The organism is Apibacter sp. B3935 (assembly GCF_009827705.1).
GTDB lineage: Bacteria > Bacteroidota > Bacteroidia > Flavobacteriales > Weeksellaceae > Apibacter.
Genome location: NZ_WINL01000004.1, coordinates 87,968 through 113,428, shown reverse-complemented (window position 1 = coordinate 113,428; position 25,461 = coordinate 87,968). Strand labels below are relative to the sequence as shown.

The following is a 25,461-nucleotide window of genomic DNA, read 5'->3' as shown; positions in this document are numbered from 1 at the left end:
AGTGATGGAAGAATTATTTCCAATATATAAAATATTTAATTGTAATTTTATCAAAATACAAATCAAAATCTAAATTTTTACTTATAAATTATTTTTTTCATTAAATATCTTATGAAAAATAATATTTGATTTGTATTTAATATAGTAATTTTGCTATATGAAATTAATTTCACAATTAGGAATTATATTACTGTTGTATTTTATTGGTGAATTACTAGTTTTCATCCTGCAAATTAAGATACCGGGAAGCATAATAGGCATGCTGTTATTACTTGTGTCTTTACAATTGAATATCATAAAAGTGGAAGATATAAAAGAAGTAGCTACTTTCTTTTTAAATAATATGCTGATTTTATTTATACCTTTAGGGGTTGGATTAGCTTCCCAATGGGACTTAATCTCTAAGGAATGGTTAGCAATTTTAATATCCATTATACTTAGTACCTTTATCGTGTTATTAACTGTAAGTTTACTTATTAGAAAGAAAAAAGAATGAAGGAATTTTTAGATACTCCTCTTTTTCATATAACGTTAACCTTACTGGTTTTTTGGTTATGTAATTTGTTGTTTACTAAATTTAAATATAAAATACTTCATCCGGGTATAACCTCTATAATCTTATTGATTGTCTATTTAAAAGTGACACATACTTCGTATGAAGATTATAACAATAATACCTCTTTAATTTCTTTTTGGCTGGGACCATCCGTGGTAACTTTGGGTCTACCGCTTTATTTGTATATAAAACATTTAAAAGGCAGTTATATACGAGTTTTTATCGCTATGATAGCGGGAAGTCTTGCGGGAATTATTTCCGTGGTTGTTATAGCAAAAATTCTAGGCGCTTCAGACATTATAGCTTATTCTTTATCTCCAAAATCTGTAACAACGCCTATTGCAATGGAGGTATCTAAAGGACTGGGAGGTATTCCGTCTCTTACTATTGCGATAGTTTTTATTACCGGATTTGTCGGTGCCCTTTTCGGATGGGGATTCCTAACTAAATTAGGAATTAAAGATCACAAAGCAATCGGAATAGCTGTGGGTTCTGCTTCTCATGCTATAGGTACGGCGGAAATTGTTAAAAATGGCGAAAAATTTGGCGCTTACGGAGCACTTGGAATGGCTTTAAATGGTGTATTAACTGCTATATTTGCTCCTATACTAACTCCGTATTTAATCCAACTATTAAATTCGATTGGATAAATATTCGTTGTGGTTAACTTTTTGTAACAATAAATAATTACTTATTACTATAAATTTATCTGATAAGTTTTTATGAAATAGGCGAATATTTAAATAAATTTTAAAATATATTATGACTAAAAAAAAGAGAATAATTTCTACTAAACATAAAGAGAAACTACGAAATTTAAAAAGAAATATACTTAACATCTTTATAAAAAACCCGAATAAACAATATAATTATAAACAAATATCCACAATATTGGATTACAAAAATCCCAGACAAAGAGAATTTGTAATACAAGGACTTTTAAGTTTGGTTTCTGAAAAACAACTAACAGAAATAAAAACCGGAAAATATCAAATCAATTCCATAAAAGAATCCGTTACCGGAAAAATTGATTTCAGTCAGAATGGTAATGCCTATTTAATTGTTGACGGCCTTGAAAAAGATATTTTTATACCGAAAGGAAAAACAGGAAAAGCTTTACAAAATGACATTGTAAAAGCTATAGTCCATCAATTTAAAAACAGAAAACCGGAAGGAGAAGTTGTTGAAATCCTGGAACGTTACAAAACAAAATTTGTTGCAAAATTTGAATATTCTCCGAACAAAAACTTTGGATTTGCAGTAGTTAATAAACCTTCCGTTCACACTGATTTTTTTATACCAAAAGATAAATTCAACGGTGCAAAAAACGGTCAACTGGTAGTGGTTCAACTCCTCGATTGGCAAGATAAAGAAGACAGTCCTACGGGATCTATTGTTGAAGTATTAGGATATCCGGGAGAAAATGAAACCGAAATTCATGCTATTTTAAGTGAATATGGATTACCTTATGCATTTCCTTATGAAGTTGAAAAAGAAGCGGAAAAACTTGATATACGCATATCAGAGGATGAAATATCTAAAAGAAGAGATATGCGTACTGTCACTACATTTACCATTGACCCTGTTGATGCTAAAGATTTTGATGATGCACTCTCTATCGAAAAGTTAGACAACGGCAACTGGGAAATCGGAATTCATATCGCAGATGTTTCCCATTATGTAAAACCGGGAACCCTATTAGATAAAGAAGCCTATTTAAGAGGAACTTCCGTGTATTTAGTCGATAGGGTCGTTCCAATGCTTCCTGAAGTTTTAAGCAATAATGTTTGTTCCTTACGTCCTAAAGAAGATAAATATACTTTTTCCGCCGTATTTGAATTGGATGAGAAAGCACAAGTAAAAAAACAGTGGTTTGGACGAACGGTTATCCATTCAGACAGAAGATTCACTTATGAAGAAGCCCAAGAGATTATCGAGGGAAAAAAGGGCGATTTTGAAGAAGAAATACACACCCTAAATAATTTGGCAAAACTACTAAGAGAAGATCGAATGAACAAAGGAGCAATCTCTTTTGACAAAATAGAGGTAAAATTTAATTTAGATGAAAATAAAAATCCCGTAGGTGTATATTTTAAAATTGGAAAAGACAGCAATCATTTAATTGAAGAATTTATGCTCCTGGCCAATAAAAGAGTATCCGAATATGTTAGTACCAATAAAAAAGGAAATCCAACCGATCGAACTTTTATTTATAGAATTCATGACGACCCGGATCCGATAAAATTACTCTCTCTTAAACAATTTGTGAATACTTTGGGATATGATATAAATATAACCAATAAAAATAAAACCTATCAATCCATCAATAAATTACTTGCCGACGTAAAAGGGAAAGGCGAAGAAAATATGATTGAAACGCTAACCATCCGTACTATGTCAAAAGCAAAATATTCAACCGAAAATGTCGGTCACTATGGTTTAGCTTTCGATTATTACAGTCATTTTACCTCTCCCATACGCCGATATCCAGATGTAATTGCCCATCGTCTCTTACAAGATTTTCTAGACAAAAAACCGTCTGCAAACAAAGAAATCATCGAGAATATGGCAAAACATTGCAGCAATATGGAAAAATTAGCCGCCGATGCTGAAAGAGACAGTATTAAATATATGCAGGTTAAATTTATGGAAAAACACTTAGGTGAATCTTTTGAGGGAGTAATTACCGGAGTAACCGAATATGGTATTTATGTAGAAATTAAAGAATTCGGAACCGAAGGAATGATTAAAACAAGAGATATACGGGATGATGATTATCGCTATGATGAAAAGACCTATTCTATTATAGGACAAAGAACCGGCAATCAATATCAGTTGGGAGATACTGTATTTATTAAAGTTATAAAAGCTAATCTTGAAAAGAAACAATTAGATTTTGAGCTTATTGAGAATTGATAAAAATAAATTAGTAACTAATTGTACAATATAGTCAGTTATATTGCTAATATCAAAACAACTTTAATTGTAACGAACCTTTTGCTTCTAACTCTAATAATTTTTTCTTTCTCCACAGTCCTCCTCCATAACCTGTTAAAGATCCATCCGAACCAATGACCCTATGACAAGGAACCAATATAGAAATCATATTCATACCATTAGCATTTGCAACCGCTCGAACAGAAGAGGGCTTACCGATACGTTTTGCTTGAATGGCATAAGTTGAAGTCTTGCCGTAAGGTATTTGAAGAAGGACCTTCCATACCGATTTTTGAAAATCAGAACCAACCCAGTCTAATGGAACTGTAAATTCTTTTAAAGTACCTTCAAAGTATGAGTCTAATTGTTGCCTTAATTGTTTAAATAAACTATTTTCACTTGGCACAATAGAAGTATTAAAACGCTTTGATATTAATTGTAGTTCTCTTTCTAACATTTTACGATCCGAAAATTCCAATAAACATATGCCTTTCTCTGAGGCACAAGCAATCATAGTACCTAAAGGGGTTGCCAAGCGGGTAAGATTAATTAATTGTTTTTCTTTACTCATTCTAGGTGTAATTCCTGTTATTTTTTTAAAAGTTTCATTAAATCCGCTCAACGATTCAAATCCTGAGTCATAGGCAATATGTGTAATATTATTACCTTCTTTACTTTTTTTAAATGCCTCATTTATTCTATACATTCTTTGATACATATGAAAAGTAATTCCATGATTTTTAAGAAACCACCTTCTAACTTTTATTGGCTCAATTCCCATATTTCTTATATCAAAGTCTTTTAATTTAATATTGGGGTTGTCTTCCAAATGTTGTAATAATTTATGAATATATTCCGGCGTTTCACCATTCCTTTCCATAGGATGACATATTTTACATGCTCTATATCCTTTACTTAAAGCTTCTTTAGTTGAAGAAAAAAATTCAACATTCTCAAATTTAGGTTTTCGTGCTGAACAAGTAGGACGGCAAAATATACCGGTAGTTTTAACACCAACAATAAAAGTTCCTTCAAATGAACTATCCCTTTCTAATAAGGCTTTGTAAAATATTTTTTTTTGATCCATGGAAAAAGTATTTTTTAATCTACCCTCTTTCTCTGCAAATCCCTTTATTATAAGGATAAACAGAAATACACTGAATAGTTAAAAATATATTTTAAAATAATTTTTCGTTAAAATTAGTTCAGGCGAAGATGTACTGCAACCGAAAAATGAACATATATTTTTTCCATGAAAAGATAAAGGGTATTAATCAAACATTTAAAAACTAAAAAACCCATCAAGTTTTTAAAGTGTTTTTCAATTCTTGAACCGCTTTTTCTATTGTTTTATTATCTTTTAACAAGGTAATGAACTTACTTCCAATGATAGCGCCGTTAGCATAAGATTGTGCGACTTCTAAAGTAGCTTTATTAGAAATACCAAACCCTATTAAACGAGGATTACGCAATTTCATCGAATTAATTTTTTGAAAATATTCTACTTTTTTATCATCAAAACTTTTTTGCGCTCCCGTTGTTGAGGCAGATGAAACCATATATATAAATCCATCCGTATTTTCATCAATCAAGCGAATTCTTTCTTCTGATGTTTCGGGAGTTATAAGCATTATAACTTTTATATCATAAGTTTCAAAAATCGATTTATATTTTGTACTATAATCATTAAAAAGCAAATCAGGTATAATTGCTCCATCTACACCGACTTCTTTACATTTTTTACAAAAATTTTCAATTCCGTATTGCATAATAGGATTTAGATATCCCATTAATAGTAACGGCAATTCAACTTCTTTTCTCACTTCTTTAATTTGTTCGAAAAGCAATTTTAAATTCATTCCATTCTTCAAGGCCAACGTGCCGCTTTCCTGAATGGTCGGCCCATCTGCCATAGGGTCTGAAAAGGGTATACCCACTTCTATTAAATCTATGCCGTTTTTTTCAAGCTCTTTTATGATCTTACCTGTATCAGTAAGATTCGGATATCCGGCCGTAAAATAAATGGAAAGAATGTCTTTCTGTTTTTTATTAAATAATTGCTTTATTCTATTCATAGTTTATTTCTTCTATAAAATCTTTTATTAATTCAATATTTTTTCTTCCCGGTTCTAGTTCAAACTTACTGTTTAAGTCTAAACCATATAATTTCGGATGCTTTATTTCTTTAATTTTTCCTACATCTTCCATTGAAATACCTCCACTTAAAAAAAAAGGAAGTTCACCTGCATAAAAATCCATCAATGACCAATCGAACTTTTTCCCTGAGCCTCCATATTGCGTGCTTTTAGTATCAAACAGAAAGAAGTCACAAACTGAGTTATATTCTTTTGTACTATGCAAATCATTAGGGGATGATACATTAAAAGCCTTAATTATTTTTATATTAGGAAAACTTTTTATGAGATCTGAACAATATTTTGGATGTTCCAATCCATGAAGTTGGATAACATCCAACTTATATTTTTCAATCCTATGGAAAATCAATTCTATTTTTTCATTAACAAAGACCCCAACCTTCAAAATATCTTTAGTTTGTGAAAGAATGGTTTTGGGGAGTATCTTATCTATATAACGTAAGGATTTCGGGTAAAATATAAATCCCATATAATCTATAGGTACTAGAGAAAGATGCTCAATATTATCAGGATATTTCATCCCACAAACTTTAATTTTCATCTATTAATTGGTATGATTATGTAAGTTCTTCAATAAAATCTTGTAAAGCTTTACCGGGATTATTCGTTTTCATAAAATTTTCACCCATTAAAAATCCTTTATATCCGGCTAGCATTAAGTCTTTTACAGTTTGAGAAGAAGATATTCCACTTTCAGAAATTTTCAAAAACTCAGGGGGTATTTTATTAACCATGTCAAATGAAACTTGTACATCCGTAACGAAGGTTTTTAAATTACGATTATTAATTCCTACTACATCTACCCATTCGTTAATATAATCTAATTCCTTTTCATGATGCAATTCCAACAACACATCCAATCCAATATTTTTAGCTTGTTTTGCCAATTCTTTAGTTTTTTCAACAGTTAAAGCTGCGGCTATCAACAATATTGCACTTGCACCGTAAGCCTTAGCTTCAAAAAGTTGATATTCATCAATCATAAAATCTTTACGAAGAAGGGGAGTTTGTGTAATGGCTTCTGCATTAACCAAATCCTGCAAATTACCTCCAAAAAAATCAGTATCGGTGAGAATGGATATAGCACTTGCTCCGTTTTCAGAATAAAAAGGTATAATTTGTTCTATTTTTGCATTTTTAAATATCCAATCTTTCGAGGGAGATCGACGTTTAAATTCTGCAATTATACCGGTTGAAGATCTTTGTATGGATTCTTTAAACGATTGTCTTTTCTTTACATTTTGTATTTTATTTTCCATATCTTTAATTGAAAATTTCCTTTTTGATTTTTCAATTTCAATCCTTTTACAATCAATAATTTTATCTAAAATAGTAGGCATTTTTTTTCTTTTATGGTTCAATGAATGAGTGATTATCCTCATCAACTACTTTTTTTTCTACAAATTCATCATCTAAATCAACAGAATCTCCGTTTATTTGTCTTCTTCTAAACTGAACTTGTTGTTGATCAGGAAGATAATAAAAATAGGTATCAATTGTTTTACTAGTAAAATGAAGTTCATAATAATTACCTTTTTCCGTCCACCATTCCCCTTTATCTACAATTGCTCTTTCTTCAGTTCCTCCCAACAATTGAATTTTCAACAAAAGAAAAGTTCCGTCAATATTCCGTTGCTTAATCCAATAGTTACGTATTCCTCCTTCTCGAGTTCCTTTTTCTGTACCTTGCCAAAATCCAATTAAGTTTTGATCTCTTTCTTTTATTTGAGAATAGGATACTAGATTCCACAAGATAAATGTTATAAGTATTAATTTTTTCATCTTTTTTATTTTTATTAAACCTAATTATTCAGGCTTAAAAACTTTTGAAAGGTTTGTTTCGCTTTTCCGCTTTCCAACGATTCTCTCGCTTGATTGATGCATTCTTCAATAGTTAATTTGGGATTTATATTGTGTATGGCAAATGCTGAATTAGCTATCACAGCATTTTTTTGGGCTTTGGTTGCTTGATTATTTAATACATTATCAAAAATTTTTGAAGCTTCTTCAGGTGTTTTTCCTCCGTCCAACTCCGTTTGCGTACATCTTTCCAAACCGATATCTTCGGGAGAATAGATATGTTCCCCTAAATGGGTAACCACTTTAAAATTATCGGTTAAGGATATTTCATCATACCCGTCTAAACTATGTACGACCGTATAATTACAATCGGTATTTTGATAGATATAATAATATAAACGAGACATTTTAAGGTTAAAGACTCCTAATACATTCCTTTTAGGCTTTATTGGATTTACTACAGGTCCCAGCATATTAAAGAATGTACGAACTCCTAATGCTTTTCTTATGGGTGTTACCACCTTCATGGCATCATTGAATAAAGGAGCATGTAAAAAGGCAAGGTTGGATTGATCTAATGATCGTTCAAGTTTACTGATATCTGCAGTAAATTTAACTCCGTGTTGTTCCATCACATTGGAAGCTCCGCTAACAGAAGTTGCACCATAATTTCCATGCTTTGCAACTTTATATCCGGCACCGGCTACCACAAAACAAGAAAGAGTAGAAATATTAAACGTATTTTTATTATCCCCTCCCGTACCTACGATATCTATAGGATCATATGCGGCTAATGATGAAACATCCGTACATAAATCCATAAGGGCATCCCTAAAACCGAAAAATTCATCGATGCTAATATTTCTCATAAGAAAAACGCTTATAAAAGCGGCAATCTGAGATTCATTATATTCTTTCGCGGCCATTTTAGTCAATACTTCTTTCGCTTCTTCTCGGTTTAAATATTGATGCTCAAAGAGTCTGTTTAATAGTTGTTTCATATCAACTTAATTTTCTAAAAAATTTTTTAAAATGTTTTTGCCTTTCGGAGTAAGTATGGATTCAGGATGAAACTGAACTCCGTGGACATCATAATGCTTATGTTTTATAGCCATAATTTGATTATCATGATCGACGGCCGTAATTTGAAGTTCATCCGGAAAATTTTGATTATCTACAATCCACGAATGGTATCTCCCAACTTCCATTTCTTCAGAAATACCTTTGAATATATAGTCTTCATCTATTATTCTTATTTTCGTTGCTACTCCATGATACACATCTTCCAAATTGGTCAATTTAGCACCAAAAGCTTCTCCTATAGCTTGTTCTCCTAGGCACACCCCTAGAATCGAATGAGTTGGAGCATATCGTTTGATTAATGAGAGCAATATTCCTGATTCGGAAGGTATTCCCGGTCCCGGTGATAATATTATTTTATCATAGTCTGCTACTTCTGATACCATGATTTGATCGTTCCTAAATACATTTACTTCGGTATAATTCAATTCTTTGATTAAGTGAACCAAATTATAGGTAAATGAATCATAATTATCTAAAACCAATAGTTTCATCATATATTTACTTAGAACATGAATTTAAGAATTGGTTAGCCGTTTGTACATAGGCATAGTAATAACTTAAGGCTGCTAAAAATGAATTTTGAACTTCTTTAGCTTGTATTTTTTCTCCCTTAATTTCAAGATCTCGGGTTGCACAAGCATCGCCTATTAAAGTACATGTATAGCCTAAGTCTTTTGCTGCTCTAGTAGTTGCATCCACACACATATGGGTCATCATTCCGCAAATTACAAGTTCATCAACTTTAAGTTTCTTTAAAGTATCTTGAAGATCTGTATTTATAAAGCTATTTGGAAAATTCTTGATGATGACGGTTTCTTCGTCTTTCGGCTTGACATGGGAATGTATTTCTACCCCTTGAGTATGAGGAAGGAAAAAAGTAGCATCCGACCGTGAAGATACATGTTGTATATGGACTACCGGCCATTGTTCTTTTCTAAACTTTTCTAAAATGTTTTTTGCTTGTTCACAAGCTTGTATAGAATTATTTAGAGGATTTTTTCCTCCTTCAAAATAGTCATTTTGAATATCGATAATAAGTAAAGCTTTCATATATAATTAATTTTTTAAAATTTCTGCCAGATCAATTGCTTTTTTAAGCGCTCCTAACTTGTTATTTACTTCTTTTAACTCTTCTTCGGGATTTGACTTGGATACAACGCCCGCTCCTGCTTGATAATACAATACATTATTTTTGCTTAAAAATGACCGGATGGTAATTGCTTGATTTAAATTTCCGTCTAAACCAATATAACCGATACATCCTCCATATATTCCCCGCATATGTTTTTCTATATCGTGCAGCAATTGCATGGCTCTAACTTTGGGTGCTCCGGATAAGGTTCCTGCAGGAAATGTATCTGCAAATACAGAAATACTGTTTTTATTTTCATCCACAATTCCACTCACACGGGAAACTAAATGTATCACATGTGAAAAATACTGTACTCGTTTAAAAAACTCTAATTGGACCTCATGACAATTTCGGCTCAGATCATTTCTTGCTAAATCTACCAACATAACATGTTCTGCATTTTCTTTTTCATCTTGTAAGAGTTTTTCTGAAAGTTTTCTGTCTTTTTCATCATCTCCGGTTCTTTTATAAGTTCCGGCTATAGGATCAATATAAGCTCGTCCTTTATTTATTTTACAATGCGTTTCGGGGGATGATCCGAATATTCGAAAAGAACCAAAATCGAAATAAAAAAGATAGGGAGACGGATTAATGGATCGTAACGCTCGATATACTTTAAAATCATCGCCGGTAAATGCTTGTGAATAACACCGTGAAGGAACAATCTGAAAGACATCTCCTCTTTTACAATGTGCAATCCCTTTTTTTACAGACTCTATATATTCTTCATCGGAAATAAAACTTTTTTCATCTCCTTTGATCTTAAAATTATAGGAAGCAAAATTATTATTTTGCAATAAGGCTTCTAGTTGATGAATATCTGATTTTCCCCCTTCGGGAATATTTTCAACTATGGTTAATTCATTCTTTAAATGATTAATAACTAATATAAATCGGTAAAAAATGTAAAATAATTCAGGAATATCCGCATTTTCATATTTTTTATTTTTAGGATCAACCGATTCAAAATATTGAATACTATCATAGGAAGTATATCCAAAAAAACCATTAATTTTAGCAGGATTCTCTCCTTGTAATTGAAAGCTTTTAATAAAATCATCCAATTCGTTAACTAAAGGTTGTTCTAAATTTTTGATTTTTGTTTGCCCGTTTATTTCCGTTGTAATTTCATAGTCTTTAACTTTAAATTTAGCTAAAGGATCCATCGCAATAAAAGACGAGCTGTCTTCTCCACCATGAAAATCAGAACTTTCGAGTAAGGCAGATTCAGGAAAAGCATCCCTTATTTTTAAATATATTCCCACCGGAGTTTGTAAGTCTGCTAATAATTTCTTAGTTTTTACCTGTATTTTCATATTTTATTCGTTTCGATTTTCCTGAACTTTTATGTATGTTTCCATATCTTTATCTCCTCTTCCCGATAGACAGATCACAATAATATCTTCTTTTTTAAATTTCTTTTTCTTCAATACTCCTAAGGCATGTGCCGACTCAATGGCGGGAATTATACCTTCTAATCTTGTTAATTCAAAGGCTGCATCTAGAGCTTCCTCATCTGTGATTGCCAGAACTTCCGAACGTTTGGTTTTAGACAAATGGGCATGAAGGGGACCTACTCCCGGATAATCCAATCCGGCCGATATAGAATACGGTTCTTCTATTTGTCCATCTTCTGATTGCATGAGTAATGTTTTGCTTCCGTGAATGATTCCTAATCTTCCTAAATGGATCGTCGCAGCAGATTCTCCGGAGTTTAATCCTTTTCCTGCTGCTTCAGCTAAGACAATCTTTACCGAAGGTTCATTTAAAAAATGATAGATGGTTCCGGCAGCATTGCTTCCTCCTCCTACACATGCTATCAAATAGTCGGGGGTTTCTCTTTGTTCTTTTTCTAACAGTTGTTTGCGAATTTCTTCACTGATGACTGATTGTAAACGAGCTACCATATCCGGATAAGGATGAGGTCCTACGGTGGAACCTATAATATAATACGTGTCTTTCGGATTTGAACACCAATCGCGAATTGCTTCATTAGTAGCATCTTTTAAGGTCATATTTCCACTCGTCACGGGTAGTACTTCTGCTCCTAACATTTGCATTTTTTCAACATTCAACTTTTGTCTTTCCACATCCACTTTTCCCATGTAAATTACGCATTTCATATTCATTAGAGCACAAACTGTAGCCGTGGCAACTCCATGTTGACCCGCTCCGGTTTCAGCTATGATTCGGGTCTTACCCATTCTTTGCGCCAATAATATTTGACCTATTGTATTGTTGATTTTGTGCGCTCCGGTATGATTTAAATCTTCTCTTTTTAAGTAGATTTTACATCCGTATTTGTGAGACAGTCTTTTTGCCAAATATAAAGGTGAAGGTCTTCCTACATAATCTCTTAGTAAATCGTGGTAATCTTTTTGAAATTTTGGGTCATTTAATACTTTTAAATAATTGTTTTTTAGAATTTCCACATTTTCATAAAGGATTTCAGGAATATAAGCTCCTCCAAATTCTCCATAGTAACCTTCTTGGTTTACACTATATGTATGCTTCATTTTTTTTCATTTTATGTAATTAATCATTTCAAAAAACAAAAAAACCTACCGTGAACACGGTAGGTTTTTCTTATTCTTTTACTATTTTATTTAAAATAATATACCTTACTGCCCACGGCTATTGAAGCTGAGAGCACCACCACCAAGATATATTATTTAAAAATATTGCTTTCACTTTACTTAATTATTTTAACAAAAATACTAATTATCTTTTTATAATACAAAATATTTCAGCCGATTTTATGTTTTTCTTTAATTTATATTTAGATTATTATTTAATTATGAGCGTGATTTAATAGTGTACTTTACTTTATATATTTTGTTCTTGCTATGCATATAAATTGACTATTTAGCTATGTGCTGAATTTAAAAATACTAGATATTATTCTTAAATTAAAAGAAAAAACCCATTCATTTATATAAAATAAAGAATGGGTTACGAATAGAATTCTTAAGGTTTTACTCTTATTTATTAGATTCTTACATATTTATCCTATTGCTACAGTTATATAATAGTTTTTTTAAATTAATTGTCTAAATTTTATTTTTCAAAACGTAAAGAAATTCTTCTGTCTTTAGCTCTTTCTTCATCGGAAGCGTTTGCATCAACTGTAGCAAATTTGGAACCATATCCTTCAGCACCGTCAACTCGGTCTCCAAATCCATTTTTAATAAAAATTTCCTTTACAGTATTTGCTCTTTCTTGTGACAATTTTAAATTATCTTGGTCATTTCCTTTTTTATCGGTATAAGCTCCAATTTTAACTTTTGCATCAGGAAATTCTTTAAGTATAATTCCAATATTTTTTGCTTGTGTTTCAGATTCAGGCGTTAATTTTGTTCCGCTTCCAAATTCAAAATTGATGGCATCAAAATCAAACCATTTATTTTTTAAATCGTCGTTGGTGGCATTTTTATATTCATCGGATTGCAAAAAATTGACCATCTTGTCTTCAATTCCTCCGGGAAAAGCATTGATAACTGTTCCGCTTGGCAACGTAATCGGAAGTAATTCTTTTATTTTATGATCTGTTGAATTAGTACTATTAGCTGAAACTGTGTCTCTGTTATTTGCATTAGGCTCTACTTTTTGGATGGAATCATTTACCGGAGCTGTTGTACCTTTCCCTTTAGAACATCCATTTTTAGAAAATAACCAAATGATTAGAATACCCACAATTAACAACATTATTAACCATTTTAACCATCCTAAATTTGAATGATTATCCATTTTATCTTTATATTCATGATAAGTGTCTTCAACCTTATCTTTTATATTTTCCGCAGTTTCTTTAGTTTGAGATGAAACTTTATTGAAAAAAGAATCCCCTAATCCTGAAATTGAAGAAACTCCTAAAATTCCGGCTAAACCTGAAGGTATTGATGATAAAAAACCATTTTTTTCTGAATTTATCTGTCCTAATAAGCCTTTGAAATTTCCTCCTGCTAATAACTTTTGCCCTAAAAATCCTGCTACTAATGGTGATATAACTCCCATTAGTTTGGTGGTACTTTCACTTTTTAAGCCGGATGAAGAAGATATTAGAGAAGAAAAATTTCCTAATTTATCCCCAAAAAGATTATTTAAAAAGCCTGAACTTAATTTTTGTGTTTCAGCATCTGCTTGTCCGGAAAACAATCCTTTTACATTAGAAATGGAAGGAATATTTCCCGCTTGTTTCAATATATTTTCTAACTTATTATCATTACCTTTTTCTAGAACTGCACCGAATAAACTGGAAACGGCTGTTTTTATTGCTGATGTAACTTTTCCTGTATCTTCTCCCAATTCTGAAGATATATTAGAAACAGCTTCGGGTGTAATAATTTTCTTTAATGAATCTAATAGATTTTCCATAACAAAATTTTTCCGTGTTAAATGTATTATTATTTAATTATAACATATTTTATCTTTTGTTTATGACAATAATTATTCCAAATAATTTAAATTATTAATAAATACTTTTTTTATATACCTGTATTTCCCTTTTTAATAACTGTTAAAAAAATAAAAAAGTATCAATAAATTAGTTAAGTCTTTTAGTAAAAAATGTATTTTTAGCTTATGAAAACAAAATACGATATTGCTTATTTACGCATGGCTCAAGAATGGGGTAAATTATCTTATTGTGAAAGAAAGAAGGTGGGAGCTTTAATTGTTAAAAACCGTATGATTATTTCTGACGGATATAATGGTACTCCTACAGGTTTTGAAAATATATGCGAAGACGAAACGGGAACTACTAAATGGTATGTTTTGCATGCTGAAGCTAATGCCATCCTTAAAGTCGCTGCATCTACACAATCCTGCATAGGAGCTACTCTTTATGTTACACTTTCTCCTTGTCGCGAATGCAGCAAATTGATTCATCAGGCAGGTATTAAGCGTCTGGTATATATCAATGAATATTCTGATACGAGTGGCATTGATTTTTTAAAGGAGGCAGGAATCGAAATTGAACAGATTAAGGAGGAAGAACTTTAAATTTTTCTTCGTTGTAGCTTTAATTGCTTTAATATATCTTCTAGTAAAAATCCTCTTTCCTGCAGCAATATCAGATAATAATAAAAAACATCTGCGGCTTCATCTTTAAATAATTTATCGTTTTCCTTAGCTGCTTCAATTACCAACTCTACTGCTTCTTCTCCAAATTTTTGCGCAATTTTGGATTTACCTTTCTTTAAAACAGTAGTAATATGTGTATTTTGCTTTTCTCCTTTAATGCTTTTTCCAATTTTTTTTTCTAAAATACTTAAATAGGAATAGGAATTTCTATTTTCTTCCAAGAAATCCGTTGTTAGTAAATATTTATCTGAATCTTTGTTGGTTTTAACTTTGATTAATATCACAGTCTTATCTTTGTTCCATAAAAATTCTTCTGCTGTGTATAAATCATCAAAAGAATCACCAACTAAATAAATTTTTTTTTCTGCCTGAGTTTTTTTTAGCAAGGCATAGGTGCTTAAACCGGATGTTAAAACCTTGCCTGTTTTATTATCCTGAATGACAGCTATAAATTCTTTTCCTTTACTAGTATTAGTATCTCTCATTCATTTTAAGAATTAACAACGCGAAGATACCATTTTACTTCTAATCTTATATGATTATATTTAAGAAAAGACTAACAATAATTCCTACCTTTGCACAAATAATTTAAAAAACTTTTATACAAAAAAGGATTTATATGAATGATTCTTTAAAGACCGCAGAAAAAATACTTGCACAAAGTGGAGAAATTAATGAAAAACAATTTTCCCTTTTAGAAATGTTTACACATGGAGGGCCTATAGGTATATTTGTAATGATCTGCCTTTTCTTACTTTTCATGCTTTCTCTTTATATTTTCTTTGAACGTTTTCTAACCTTAAAAAAGTTTTCCAATAAAAATTCTTCCATTCTTAATGATATTAAAGATCTTATTCATCAAGGGAATATCAACGCAGCCTTAGATTTATGCAAAAGAACTCATACCCCTGAAGGAAGAATGCTTTATAAAGGATTAATGAGAATTGGTAAACCTACTCGGGATATTAGTGATGCTATAGAGAACACAGCTCAGTTGGAAATCTTTGAATTGGAAAAAAATGTAGGTGTTTTAGGTACTATTTCAGGAGCCGCTCCCATGTTAGGTTTTTTGGGTACGGTAATCGGAATGATCATTGCTTTCTTTGCTACCAGCGCACAAGATCAAGCCAGCGCACAAATGTTAGCCGGTGGTATTTATTCTGCCATGGCAAATACTGCTGCGGGATTAATTGTTGGTTTATTGGCGTATTTATTCTATAACATTTTGGTTATTCGTATTGATAGAAGTGTACATGCTTTACAGCTTACCGCTATTGATTTTCTGGATATATTAAACAAACCTGTTACTCATTAATTTATGAAATTACGAAGTAGAAATAGAGTTACTCCTGAATTCAGCATGGCATCCATAACAGATGTAATATTTTTATTACTTACATTTTTTATGCTTACTGCATCTGCAAATCAGTCTGCTTTAAATATAAAATTGCCAACTGCCAAAGGTCAGGAAATGCCTGCTGAAAGAGTTTATATAGGGGTTTCTATGGATGGAAAATATTTTTTAAATAAAAAATTAATAGCTAAAAACGAAATCGAGCCCACCTTAAAAACGATATTTAACGCCAATCCATCTCCTACTTTTGTTATTGCAGCTGATGAAGAGGCTTTACACAAAGATGTTGTTTTTTTAATGGATATTGCCAATAGAAATAAATACAAAGTTTTAATTGCTACTAATCCGCATGCCCAAGAGGAAAAATAAGCTATGAGTGATAGTTATAAAATTAAGTATTATGATAATAAAAAGGAGAAGCTAATTAGCGGTATTATTACTCTAGTAATTTCAGCCGCCATATTATCATTTATTTTAACTTATAAAACCGTTTTTTTAACTATGACTCCTCCTGCTTATATTGATATAAACTTTGATATGGATGATATGGGTGCTAATTTTGGTACTGATGAAGTGGGTTTAGGGGATGAAGAGCCTATTGATCAAGATGTTTTATCGGGTGAAGGTGGAGAAGTACAATCAGCAACAAATCTTGAAGATAAATCTTCCCAAGATTCAAAACAAGAAGAAGAAAACAAACCTATTTTAGCCAATCAGAACGAGATCAAAGATATTGTTCCCGAACCTGCTAAAAAAACAGTAACTAAGAAAAAGGATAAAACCAAACCTGTAACTAAAATTAACTCAAAAACTATCCCAAATAAAACTAAATCCAAAACAGTAGCAGGTGTAGGAAATAAGAGTTCTACAGGAGGTAATCCCAAAGGAAATGCCGCTCTAGGAAATTTAATAAAAGGTAAAGGAACAGGAACATTTTCCACCGGTGAAGGGACCGGAGGAAGACCGGGTCAAAACCAAGGAGTAGAAACAGGAGGCAACGGAATCGGTGGCGAGGGTATTGGAAACGGAAGAAAATTAGTCAGCTTCATTCCGGGTACTATGGGAAGAGGCGGAAAAGTTCCCGAACATAATTGCAATGGTTCCGGAACTATTATTTTTTCCTATACTCTTGATAAAAATGGAAACGTTATTTCAGTTAGTCGAAAGTCAGGGATAAATAATACTTGTTTATTGAATACAGGCATTAAATGGATTAAACAATACGTAAAAGGTAATGCAGGTACTCGATCGGTAACCGGCACGTATAAAATCAATTTTTAAAAATAGTTGAAAAAATAACCAAATAAAAAAAACTTTCTATGGTATAGAAAGTTTTTTTTACTGAACAATATATTTATCCAACGCTTTTATCCAACACTACCTTCTAACGAAATTTCCAGTAATTTTTTTGCTTCTACTGCAAATTCCATAGGAAGCTTATCAAGTACTTCTCTACTAAATCCATTAACAATTAAAGCTATTGCAGTTTCCGTATCAATACCTCGCTGGTTGCAATAAAAAATCTGATCTTCACCTATTTTGGAGGTTGTGGCTTCATGTTCCATTTGGGCAGATTTATTTTTTATTTCAATATAGGGAAAGGTATGAGCTCCACAATTATTACCCATCAGCAAAGAATCACATTGAGAGAAATTTCTTGCATTATCTGCTTGAGGTAAAACTTTAACTAATCCTCGATAGCTGTTTTGTGATTTACCTGCAGAAATTCCTTTTGATATAATTGTTGATCGTGTATTTTTTCCAATATGGATCATTTTTGTTCCTGTATCTGCCTGTTGAAAATTATTAGTTACTGCTATTGAATAAAATTCTCCAATTGAATTATCTCCTTTTAAAATACAGGATGGATATTTCCATGTAACAGCAGAACCCGTTTCAACTTGCGTCCAAGAAATTTTAGCATTTTTTTCGCAAAGAGCTCTTTTGGTTACGAAGTTATAAATACCTCCTTTACCTTCCTTATCTCCCGGATACCAATTTTGTACGGTTGAATATTTTATTTCTGCTCCGTCTAAAGCGATTAATTCAACCACGGCTGCATGTAATTGATTTTCGTCTCTTTGAGGTGCTGTACATCCTTCCAAATAGGAAACATAGCTTCCTTCATCGGCTATTAGAAGTGTTCTTTCAAATTGACCGGTTCCGGATAGATTAATTCTAAAATAGGTAGAAAGTTCCATCGGACATTTCACTCCTTTTGGTATATAGCAAAACGAACCATCTGAAAAAACTGCCGAATTTAAAGCAGAATAAAAATTATCGCTTTTAGGCACTACTTTTCCTAAATATTTTCTAACTAAATCCGGATGATTTTGAATGGCTTCGCTAATAGAACAAAAAATAATTCCTTTTTCAGCCAATGTTTCTGTGAAGGTTGTTTTAACTGAAACACTATCTATTACCGCATCTACTGCTACTCCTGTTAATCTTTTTTGTTCTTCTAACGGAATGCCTAGTTTGTCAAAAGTATTCAATAATTCCGGGTCTACTTCTTCTAAACTCGTTAATTCTTTTTTCTGTTTAGGTGCCGCATAATATTTTATACTATTGAAATCAGGCTCTTTAAAAGTAACATTAGCCCAATGAGGAGCTTTCATTTCTTTCCATAATTTAAAAGAGTCTAATCTCCATTCCAACATCCATTCCGGTTCATTCTTTCTTTTGGAAATTTCACGAACTATATCTTCATTTAATCCGGTAGGGAAATCTTCATATTCCAAATCCGTGGTCCAACCATACTCATAATCTTTTTGTTCAAGGTCTAACCGTAATTCTTCTTCTGTATATTTTGCTTTGCTCATTTTATCAATTGATTTGATTCGAAGACAGCTCAGCCATCTTTATTAAACTTAGATTGGTTCTATGTGCAAAAATACTGAGTTTATCAAACATTATAAATACACATTGATAGATTTTTTAAATAATGGAATTTCAATTTTTGTTTTAGTAAATATTATTAATTGAATAAAGTTTAGTGTTATCTTTCTTTCATGAATTAAAATAATTATTATATATAGTTATATAGATAATTTATTTTAAAATTATAAATTAGCTAAATTCTATATTAAATTAGATATTACAATATAAATATTTTTATTAAATACAACAACAAAACATAAAAAACTTATAAAATATCTTCATATAATTTTTAAATCATTTTTTTTATACATTAGCTTAAAATAAATTTTTATATGAAGAAAATAGTTTTACCCTTTATTATTTTTAATTTAATTACTTTACAATCTTGTAAAAACAATCAAAAAACCTCAATTACTCAAGAAGTTACTCAGCCAAACACTCCAGCATTGAATGAAGATTTAGAAATAAAAGTCCCAGAAGATAAAGCTAGGGAAATTTTAAATCAAGATATTCCAAAATTTTCTGATGCTATTATTCAAAATTTTTTAATTGAATATAAATCTTATATAGATCAATATATTAATGCTGCTGATGTGAAAGATTTGAACAAACTCACAGAGCTTACCAAGAAAAATCAAAAATTAATTATTACTAGAAAAATTATAACTGAAGAATTGTCTTCAAACCCTAAAGAATTAAATAAATTTAATGATTATGTAAGAAAGCTTGATAGTATGGCTGCTGAAGTAATGAATAAATAAGTGTAAGTAATTAATAGTTTTATAAAAAACCCTTCTTTAAAAAAGAAGGGTTTTTTTATACTTTTTTAATCTTTTAAACAGCAAAACTTTCTCCGCACCCACAGGTTCTTTGAGCATTGGGATTGTTAAAAACAAAACCTTTTCCATTTAAACCTCCGGAATATTCTAAGGTGGTTCCTACTAAATAAAGAAAGGATTTTTTATCAACCAATATCTTAATTCCTTTATCTTCAAAGACTTTATCTTCAGGGTTTTGATTGTGATCGAAATTCAGCTTATATGACAATCCCGAACACCCCCCGCTTGCTACTCCTACTCTTACGAAATCTTTAGTACTGTCAAAACCACTTTCTTTCATTAATTCAATGATTTTCTTTTCTGCTTCTTGCGATACCTTTATCATACTATTAAACAAATATATAGGATTACACTAATACAAAATTACAAATAATAATTCTTACTCATTTTACACTACATATAAGATATTATAATAATGATATCAATTAAAATTTTGATTTAACCAGAATTCCATAATTTCTAAGCATTCTTCAGGTGCTTCTAATGCTCCCATATGTCCAGTAGAAATCTCAAATATAGAAAGATGTTCTGTACCTTCTAATTTATTTATTAGTTCGGAATTTTTAATTGCAGTATCATATTTACCTAAAATGAGTAAGATGGGTTTGTCTAAATTCCTTAAAACATCCGTTCTATCTTTACGTAATCTCATGCCTTTTAAAGCTGCTGATATCCCTGTTAAAGAAGCATGTTTAGCCCAAGAAATTGCTGTTTTTATTTCTGATTGCATAAGGGGCACATTTTCAGGAGCAAATAAATTAGGAATTGATAAACGGAAAAATTCTTTAGGATTTTTAACCACTACTTCGGCAGCTTTTAATCTTTGTTCCTTTTTTATTTCATCATCCGGTAATGTGGTAGAATAAAATAATCCCAATCCGGAAACTTTATACTTATATAAATCTGCAAAGGCTAATGCTACATATCCTCCCATCGAATGGCCTATAATTATTACATCATCTATTTTCAAATGCTCCAAAACATTGTTTACTTTTTTGGCCATATCTTCCATTCTGTTGACTTCATTTGTTTTTTTAGAAGATCTTCCATGGCCCGGTAAATCAATGGTTATAACTCTGTATTTCTTGGATAAATTATTTTGAAAAAACCTCCACATTCTTGAATTTTCTAAGAAACCGTGTAAAAAAACTATAACTTTACCTTTTCCTTTATCTCTGTAGTATAGCATACTGTTATAAGCAATTAATTAATACAAAAGTACAATTTTTTACAAAGCGACTTAAGAATCCTTTGTTTTCAATTTTTTATATCAGTTTTTATACCATTTTTAATTTTAATTTACTATTTTTACCATTAAAATTTATCTGAGTAGGATACTGACTTACTTTTAACTGATGGTTTAAACTGATTTTTAAATAAAATATATATAATATAAAAAATATGAAAATTATTAAATTAGCATTGCTATCTTCAGTTGGCTTTTTAGCAATGTCTTGTGTAAGTAGAAAAGAATTTGAACAGGCAAAAGCTAATTATGAATCTTGTCTTGAAAGAAATGTTGAAAAAGATCGTTCGATCACTTCTTTAAAAGAGAGAAACAAATCACTGGAAGAACAAATGAATTTGATACGTAAACAAAATGACGTATTACAACAAAATTTAGCCGACTGTATGGCTACTGGAAAAGCCGGAACTGTTAATATAGACAAATTAATTAGTCAAATTAATGAATCTAATGCGTATATTAAACGTTTGACAGAAGCTCGTGCAAAAAATGATTCTTTAAATCTTGCTTTATCTAATAAATTAAAACGTTCTTTAGATAATTTAAATGACAGTGATGTAGACGTTCAAGTTCAAAAAGGAGTAGTATTCATCTCATTATCAGATAAAATGCTTTATAAATCCGGTAGTTATGATGTGCTTCCAACTGCAGAAAATGTTTTGGAAAAGGTGGCTAAAATTATCAATGATTACAAAGATTATGATGTTCAAGTTCAGGGATATACTGACAATGATCAATTTAAAAATTCTGCTGCAGGTTGTATAAGAGATAACTGGGATTTGAGTGCCATGAGAGCAACCTCAGTTGTTAAAATGTTACAAACTAAATTCGGAGTGGATCCTGCCAGATTACTTGCCGGAGGTCACGGAGAATATCAACCAAAAGTTCCTAATACAAATCCTGAAAATAAAGCAGTTAACAGAAGAACTGAAATTGTAATTCTTCCTAAACTAGATCAATTTATGCAATTAATGGATCAAAAAGTAAAATAAAATACTTTTCTTTGATTTACAATATACGAGGATCCTTTTTGGGATCCTTTTCTTTTTATTAAAAACCCGGTAATATCTTTTTTTTTCGCTGAAAATTATTTTTTAATTTTGTATTCTAAACTAAAAACAGTAGATATGGAAATAGCAGGAAGAATAAAATTAATATCTGATATTCAAACATTTGATAGCGGATTCAGAAAAAGAGAAGTAGTGTTAACTACGGAAGAACAATATCCTCAGCATATTTTAATTGAGCTTTTAGGAGATCGGGTAGATATCATTAATTCTTTTAATGTAGGAGATGATGTAAGAGTATCAATTAATATCAGAGGTCGTGAATGGGTTAATCCACAAGGTGAAACTAAATATTTCAACAGCATAACCGGCTGGAGAATTGAAAAATTAATGCCTGTTTCTTCCGGAATGGGACAAGATAATCCTATGGTTCCTCCTTCCGCACATATATCTCCTGCAACGTCTGCTCCAAGTATGCAAGAAGAAGAGGATGATGATTTACCGTTTTAAATAAAATACTCATATATTTAAAAATTATTCAAGCACCGCTAAAAAAGGTGCTTTTTTTATACGTATGTACCGGTTAACACAAAAATTAGAATTTCCCGATATCTCTTTGGCTGATGAAAGCGGACTTCTTGCCATAGGTGGAGATTTAACATCGGAAAGATTACTTCTGGCATACAAATCTGGGATTTTTCCTTGGTATAATCCTAAGGAAATTATACAATGGTGGTCTCCTGATCCCAGATTTGTACTCTATCCAAAAAATTTAAAAATTTCTAAATCAACTAAGAAATTACTGAATCAAGAGTATTTTGAATTTACGGAAAACCAATGTTTTCCGGAAGTAATTAAACAATGTGCTTCCATTAAAAGAACAGGTCAAGCAGGAACTTGGATTACCGAAGAAATGTTCCATGCTTATTGTAACTTGCATGAAAGGGGATTGGCAAAAAGTGTTGAGGTTTGGAAAAACCATGTTTTGGTGGGAGGATTTTACGGTATAGATTTACATACCGTATTTTGTGGAGAAAGTATGTTTTCAAAAATCAGTAATGCTTCAAAATGCGGATTTTCCTATTTTACCCAGAAATATTCTAATCAATATAAAATTATTGATTGTCAAATTTATTCTTCTTATCTGGAACAACTTGGAGCCGTTGAAATCTCACGGGAAAAATTCAAAACCTACTTAGAATGCGAGGCCATTAAAAATTTGGATTTCAATTTATAAATGCCTATTTTAGCGCACTAAAAACATATTCAGACACATGTCAAAACATAAAGGAAAGCACAATTACGCAACTAAAGAAATTTTAGATTCTTTAAATACTTCTGCCTTAGATGGTGAAAAATTCTTACAAAAGTATGCAAAACCGATAGGTATTTTTTTTGCTATTGTAATTATCGCAGTTTTAGGATATGTTATTTATGATAATTATGTAGTAACTCCAAAAAATATTGAGGCTTCCGATTTACTGGTAGACGCTCAAAATTTATATGATGAAGGAAAAACAGATCAGGCATTAGGTGGAAAATCCAGCGGAGTTTCCGGTTTTATTGACATCGCTGAAGAATATGGATCTACAAAAACAGGAAAATTTGCGCATTTATATGCCGGAATAGCCGAATTTAAAAAAGGAAACTATCAAAATGCTTTGGACCATTTTAACCAATTTGATACTTCTGACAAAGATTTAAAAGCCGTTAAATATGGCGCTATTGCTGATACTTATGCCGAACTTAATAACACAGATGAAGCACTAAATTATATGACTAAAGCTGCTAATGAAAGTTCAAATGCAGCCACTGTTTATCAATTCAGTAAAAAAGCCGGTATATTGGCTATGTCTTTAAACCAAAACGAAAAAGCCTTAGAATTTTTTCAAAATATTAAAGATAAATTTCCGGATGTTGATGCTTCAGGTGAAGTAGACGCATATATCGAAAGACTTAAATACGCAACAGGAAAACAATAATGGCAACAACAAACTTATCTATCTATAATAAAGAAAATTTACCCAATGCCGGAGCCTATCGTTTCGGTATTGTTATTTCAGATTGGAATTCTGAAGTTACTTATAATTTACACAAAGGAGCAGTTGATACATTACTTGATTTAGGTGCTAAAGAATCTGATATTGATTCTATATTCGTACCCGGATCTGTTGAATTAGTATACGGTGCAACCAAACTATGTAACACAAAGCTTTATGATGCAGTTATTGTAATAGGATGCGTTATACGAGGCGAAACGGCTCATTTTGATTATGTATGTAAAACTGTTACGGATGGTGTTACGTATTTAAATACACACATGGATACACCGGTAGTATTTTGCGTACTTACGGATGATCATGTACAACAGTCTTTAGATCGTAGTGGTGGAAAATTAGGAAATAAAGGGGTAGAAGCCGGAGTAGTTGCAGTACGAATGGCTGAGTTAAAGAATAAGTAATTTTATTACTTATTCTCTATAGGCTTTAATTTCGTTTATTATCTCTTCAGCGCCCATTTTTTTAGATTTTAAGGCAAGTATTCTTCCTTTTTCAAATGATTCTGAAATTGGAAAACTTTCATCTAGAAGTACTTTTTTAGTCCCGTCTAAAGAAACTATTCCTGCCTTAAAATATACTTGGTTATTTTTAATTTTGGCTAAAGCTCCTATGGGCGCTGTACAGCCTCCTTCAATGCTATTTAAAAAATCCCTTTCAATATTTATACAGATTTGAGTGTCCTTATGATTTATTTTTCTTATCAAGTCTGTTAATTCTCTGTTTTTTTCTAAAGAGGTAATGCCAACTACACCTTGTGCAGGAGCCGGAATAATAAATTCCAATACTTCATAATCCAAAGGTAAACCCAGTCTCTTTATTCCTGCAAGTGAAAAAATAGTCCCATCAAAACCTTCTGAATCTAATTTTGATAATCTGGTTTGTACATTTCCGCGTATATTTCCAAATGTTACTTCTGGATATTTTGCTTTCCAAAAGGCTCTCCTTCTTAAACTGCCTGTTCCTAAATATAAATTTTCATAAGAACTTAGTTTGTCTATTTTATTCGGATTTCTAACTAAAACATCTGCTTCATAATCCCTTTCTAGAACTGCTGATAAATGTATTCCTTCCGGTAATAAGGTGGGTACATCCTTGAGACTGTGAACTGCAACATCTATCTTATCATTTAAAAGTGCAATATCCAAATCTCTTGTGAAAACACCTATAATATCCATTTGATACAAAGGTTGTGTGAGATTCTTATCACCATGTGAAGTAATGGGTACAATTACAGCTTGAAAACCTAATTCCTTAATTTTCTTTTGCACTTTTAACGCTTGCCACATTGCTAATGGGCTGTTTCGTGTTCCAATACGAATAGGGCTCATA

General features: G+C 31.4%; 29 protein-coding genes. 13 read left to right on the top strand and 16 right to left on the bottom strand.

From position 1 onward, the window contains the following. Positions 1-157: 157 nt before the first annotated feature. The 3 genes from GFV00_RS08730 (at position 158) to rnr (ending at position 3,472) form a co-directional block, all read left to right on the top strand. A complete protein-coding gene (locus tag GFV00_RS08730; RefSeq protein WP_160557730.1) occupies positions 158-496 on the top strand; it encodes a CidA/LrgA family protein in 339 nt (112 codons plus the stop codon). Next, complete coding sequence (locus GFV00_RS08725; RefSeq protein WP_160542906.1) at positions 493-1,206, top strand: LrgB family protein; 714 nt, start codon at positions 493-495, stop codon at positions 1,204-1,206. Before GFV00_RS08730 ends, GFV00_RS08725 begins: the two co-directional genes overlap by 4 nt. A gap of 112 nt (positions 1,207-1,318) precedes the next feature. Beyond that, on the top strand, positions 1,319-3,472 hold the full coding sequence (rnr, locus tag GFV00_RS08720; RefSeq protein WP_160557731.1) for a ribonuclease R: 2,154 nt from the start codon (positions 1,319-1,321) through the stop codon (positions 3,470-3,472). 52 nt (positions 3,473-3,524) lie between these two features. Here the strand turns inward: rnr and GFV00_RS09865 are convergent, their stop codons facing one another. From GFV00_RS09865 to GFV00_RS08665, 11 genes are all read right to left on the bottom strand, one after another. Beyond that, complete coding sequence (locus tag GFV00_RS09865) at positions 3,525-4,580, bottom strand: bifunctional transcriptional activator/DNA repair enzyme AdaA (protein WP_160557732.1); 1,056 nt, start codon at positions 4,578-4,580, stop codon at positions 3,525-3,527. Between the two features lie 214 nt (positions 4,581-4,794). Further along, a complete protein-coding gene (gene trpA, locus GFV00_RS08710; RefSeq protein WP_160557733.1) occupies positions 4,795-5,568 on the bottom strand; it encodes a tryptophan synthase subunit alpha in 774 nt (257 codons plus the stop codon). Further along, positions 5,561-6,190 (bottom strand): phosphoribosylanthranilate isomerase, encoded by a 630-nt coding sequence (locus GFV00_RS08705; protein WP_160557734.1) that lies wholly within the window; start codon positions 6,188-6,190, stop codon positions 5,561-5,563. Before GFV00_RS08705 ends, trpA begins: the two co-directional genes overlap by 8 nt. 16 nt (positions 6,191-6,206) lie before the next feature. After that, a complete protein-coding gene (trpC, locus tag GFV00_RS08700) occupies positions 6,207-7,031 on the bottom strand; it encodes an indole-3-glycerol phosphate synthase TrpC (protein ID WP_255448844.1) in 825 nt (274 codons plus the stop codon). Further along, positions 7,000-7,431, bottom strand: a complete 432-nt coding sequence (locus GFV00_RS08695) for a hypothetical protein (protein ID WP_160557735.1) — start codon at positions 7,429-7,431, stop codon at positions 7,000-7,002. Before GFV00_RS08695 ends, trpC begins: the two co-directional genes overlap by 32 nt. 20 nt (positions 7,432-7,451) lie before the next feature. After that, positions 7,452-8,450 carry an anthranilate phosphoribosyltransferase gene (gene trpD, locus GFV00_RS08690; RefSeq protein WP_160557736.1) on the bottom strand — a complete coding sequence of 333 codons (999 nt, stop codon included), beginning with the start codon at positions 8,448-8,450 and terminating at the stop codon, positions 7,452-7,454. Positions 8,451-8,456: 6 nt separating this feature from the next. Then, positions 8,457-9,026 carry an aminodeoxychorismate/anthranilate synthase component II gene (locus GFV00_RS08685; RefSeq protein ID WP_221411025.1) on the bottom strand — a complete coding sequence of 190 codons (570 nt, stop codon included), beginning with the start codon at positions 9,024-9,026 and terminating at the stop codon, positions 8,457-8,459. Positions 9,027-9,030: 4 nt separating this feature from the next. Further along, complete coding sequence (locus tag GFV00_RS08680) at positions 9,031-9,582, bottom strand: cysteine hydrolase family protein (protein WP_160557737.1); 552 nt, start codon at positions 9,580-9,582, stop codon at positions 9,031-9,033. Between the two features lie 6 nt (positions 9,583-9,588). Then, entirely contained in the window at positions 9,589-10,980 is a 1,392-nt protein-coding gene (locus tag GFV00_RS08675) for an anthranilate synthase component I family protein (protein WP_160557738.1), read from the bottom strand. Between the two features lie 3 nt (positions 10,981-10,983). Next, the gene (gene trpB / locus GFV00_RS08670) at positions 10,984-12,180 is read right to left on the bottom strand and encodes a tryptophan synthase subunit beta (protein ID WP_160557739.1); all 1,197 of its coding nucleotides are present in this window, start codon (positions 12,178-12,180) and stop codon (positions 10,984-10,986) included. Positions 12,181-12,721: 541 nt separating this feature from the next. Next, positions 12,722-14,038 carry an OmpA family protein gene (locus tag GFV00_RS08665; RefSeq protein WP_160557740.1) on the bottom strand — a complete coding sequence of 439 codons (1,317 nt, stop codon included), beginning with the start codon at positions 14,036-14,038 and terminating at the stop codon, positions 12,722-12,724. A gap of 207 nt (positions 14,039-14,245) precedes the next feature. Between GFV00_RS08665 and GFV00_RS08660 the strand changes: the two genes are divergently transcribed. Next, entirely contained in the window at positions 14,246-14,665 is a 420-nt protein-coding gene (locus tag GFV00_RS08660) for a dCMP deaminase family protein (protein WP_160557741.1), read from the top strand. Here the strand turns inward: GFV00_RS08660 and hisE are convergent. Next, on the bottom strand, positions 14,662-15,231 hold the full coding sequence (gene hisE, locus GFV00_RS08655; RefSeq protein ID WP_160557742.1) for a phosphoribosyl-ATP diphosphatase: 570 nt from the start codon (positions 15,229-15,231) through the stop codon (positions 14,662-14,664). The two genes, GFV00_RS08660 and hisE, sit on opposite strands and share 4 nt — an antisense overlap. A gap of 134 nt (positions 15,232-15,365) precedes the next feature. Between hisE and GFV00_RS08650 the strand changes: the two genes are divergently transcribed. Genes GFV00_RS08650 through GFV00_RS08640 form a run of 3 tightly spaced genes read left to right on the top strand, consistent with a single transcriptional unit; the run spans position 15,366 to position 17,381 of the window. Then, positions 15,366-16,061: a MotA/TolQ/ExbB proton channel family protein gene (locus GFV00_RS08650; RefSeq protein WP_160542919.1), complete on the top strand. Its 696-nt coding sequence runs from the start codon at positions 15,366-15,368 to the stop codon at positions 16,059-16,061. Positions 16,062-16,064: 3 nt separating this feature from the next. Further along, entirely contained in the window at positions 16,065-16,469 is a 405-nt protein-coding gene (locus GFV00_RS08645) for a biopolymer transporter ExbD (RefSeq protein ID WP_160557743.1), read from the top strand. 3 nt (positions 16,470-16,472) lie between these two features. Continuing rightward, positions 16,473-17,381, top strand: coding sequence for a hypothetical protein (locus GFV00_RS08640; protein WP_160557744.1), 909 nt, complete (start codon positions 16,473-16,475; stop codon positions 17,379-17,381). Between the two features lie 86 nt (positions 17,382-17,467). Here the strand turns inward: GFV00_RS08640 and sufB are convergent, their stop codons facing one another. After that, a complete protein-coding gene (gene sufB / locus GFV00_RS08635; protein WP_160557745.1) occupies positions 17,468-18,922 on the bottom strand; it encodes a Fe-S cluster assembly protein SufB in 1,455 nt (484 codons plus the stop codon). Positions 18,923-19,312: 390 nt separating this feature from the next. Here sufB and GFV00_RS08630 point away from each other — a divergent pair, with 390 nt between their 5' ends. Then, positions 19,313-19,741 (top strand): hypothetical protein, encoded by a 429-nt coding sequence (locus tag GFV00_RS08630; RefSeq protein ID WP_160557746.1) that lies wholly within the window; start codon positions 19,313-19,315, stop codon positions 19,739-19,741. A 73-nt stretch (positions 19,742-19,814) separates the two neighbouring features. Here GFV00_RS08630 and GFV00_RS08625 read toward each other — a convergent pair whose 3' ends face one another. Continuing rightward, positions 19,815-20,144, bottom strand: a complete 330-nt coding sequence (locus tag GFV00_RS08625) for an iron-sulfur cluster assembly accessory protein (protein ID WP_105296495.1) — start codon at positions 20,142-20,144, stop codon at positions 19,815-19,817. Positions 20,145-20,240: 96 nt separating this feature from the next. Further along, a complete protein-coding gene (locus tag GFV00_RS08620) occupies positions 20,241-21,008 on the bottom strand; it encodes an alpha/beta fold hydrolase (protein ID WP_160557747.1) in 768 nt (255 codons plus the stop codon). A gap of 212 nt (positions 21,009-21,220) precedes the next feature. Here GFV00_RS08620 and GFV00_RS08615 point away from each other — a divergent pair, with 212 nt between their 5' ends. The 5 genes from GFV00_RS08615 (at position 21,221) to ribH (ending at position 24,533) form a co-directional block, all read left to right on the top strand. Then, positions 21,221-22,057 carry a flagellar motor protein MotB gene (locus GFV00_RS08615; protein WP_160557748.1) on the top strand — a complete coding sequence of 279 codons (837 nt, stop codon included), beginning with the start codon at positions 21,221-21,223 and terminating at the stop codon, positions 22,055-22,057. A 135-nt stretch (positions 22,058-22,192) separates the two neighbouring features. After that, entirely contained in the window at positions 22,193-22,582 is a 390-nt protein-coding gene (locus GFV00_RS08610; protein ID WP_160557749.1) for a DUF3127 domain-containing protein, read from the top strand. A 64-nt stretch (positions 22,583-22,646) separates the two neighbouring features. After that, positions 22,647-23,309 carry a leucyl/phenylalanyl-tRNA--protein transferase gene (aat, locus tag GFV00_RS08605; protein ID WP_160557750.1) on the top strand — a complete coding sequence of 221 codons (663 nt, stop codon included), beginning with the start codon at positions 22,647-22,649 and terminating at the stop codon, positions 23,307-23,309. Positions 23,310-23,346: 37 nt separating this feature from the next. Continuing rightward, a complete protein-coding gene (locus tag GFV00_RS08600; protein WP_160557751.1) occupies positions 23,347-24,054 on the top strand; it encodes a tetratricopeptide repeat protein in 708 nt (235 codons plus the stop codon). Then, the gene (gene ribH / locus GFV00_RS08595) at positions 24,054-24,533 is read left to right on the top strand and encodes a 6,7-dimethyl-8-ribityllumazine synthase (RefSeq protein ID WP_105296489.1); all 480 of its coding nucleotides are present in this window, start codon (positions 24,054-24,056) and stop codon (positions 24,531-24,533) included. Before GFV00_RS08600 ends, ribH begins: the two co-directional genes overlap by 1 nt. A 9-nt stretch (positions 24,534-24,542) precedes the next feature. Here the strand turns inward: ribH and hemC are convergent, their stop codons facing one another. Then, a complete protein-coding gene (gene hemC / locus GFV00_RS08590; protein WP_160557752.1) occupies positions 24,543-25,460 on the bottom strand; it encodes a hydroxymethylbilane synthase in 918 nt (305 codons plus the stop codon). Position 25,461: the final 1 nt, after the last annotated feature.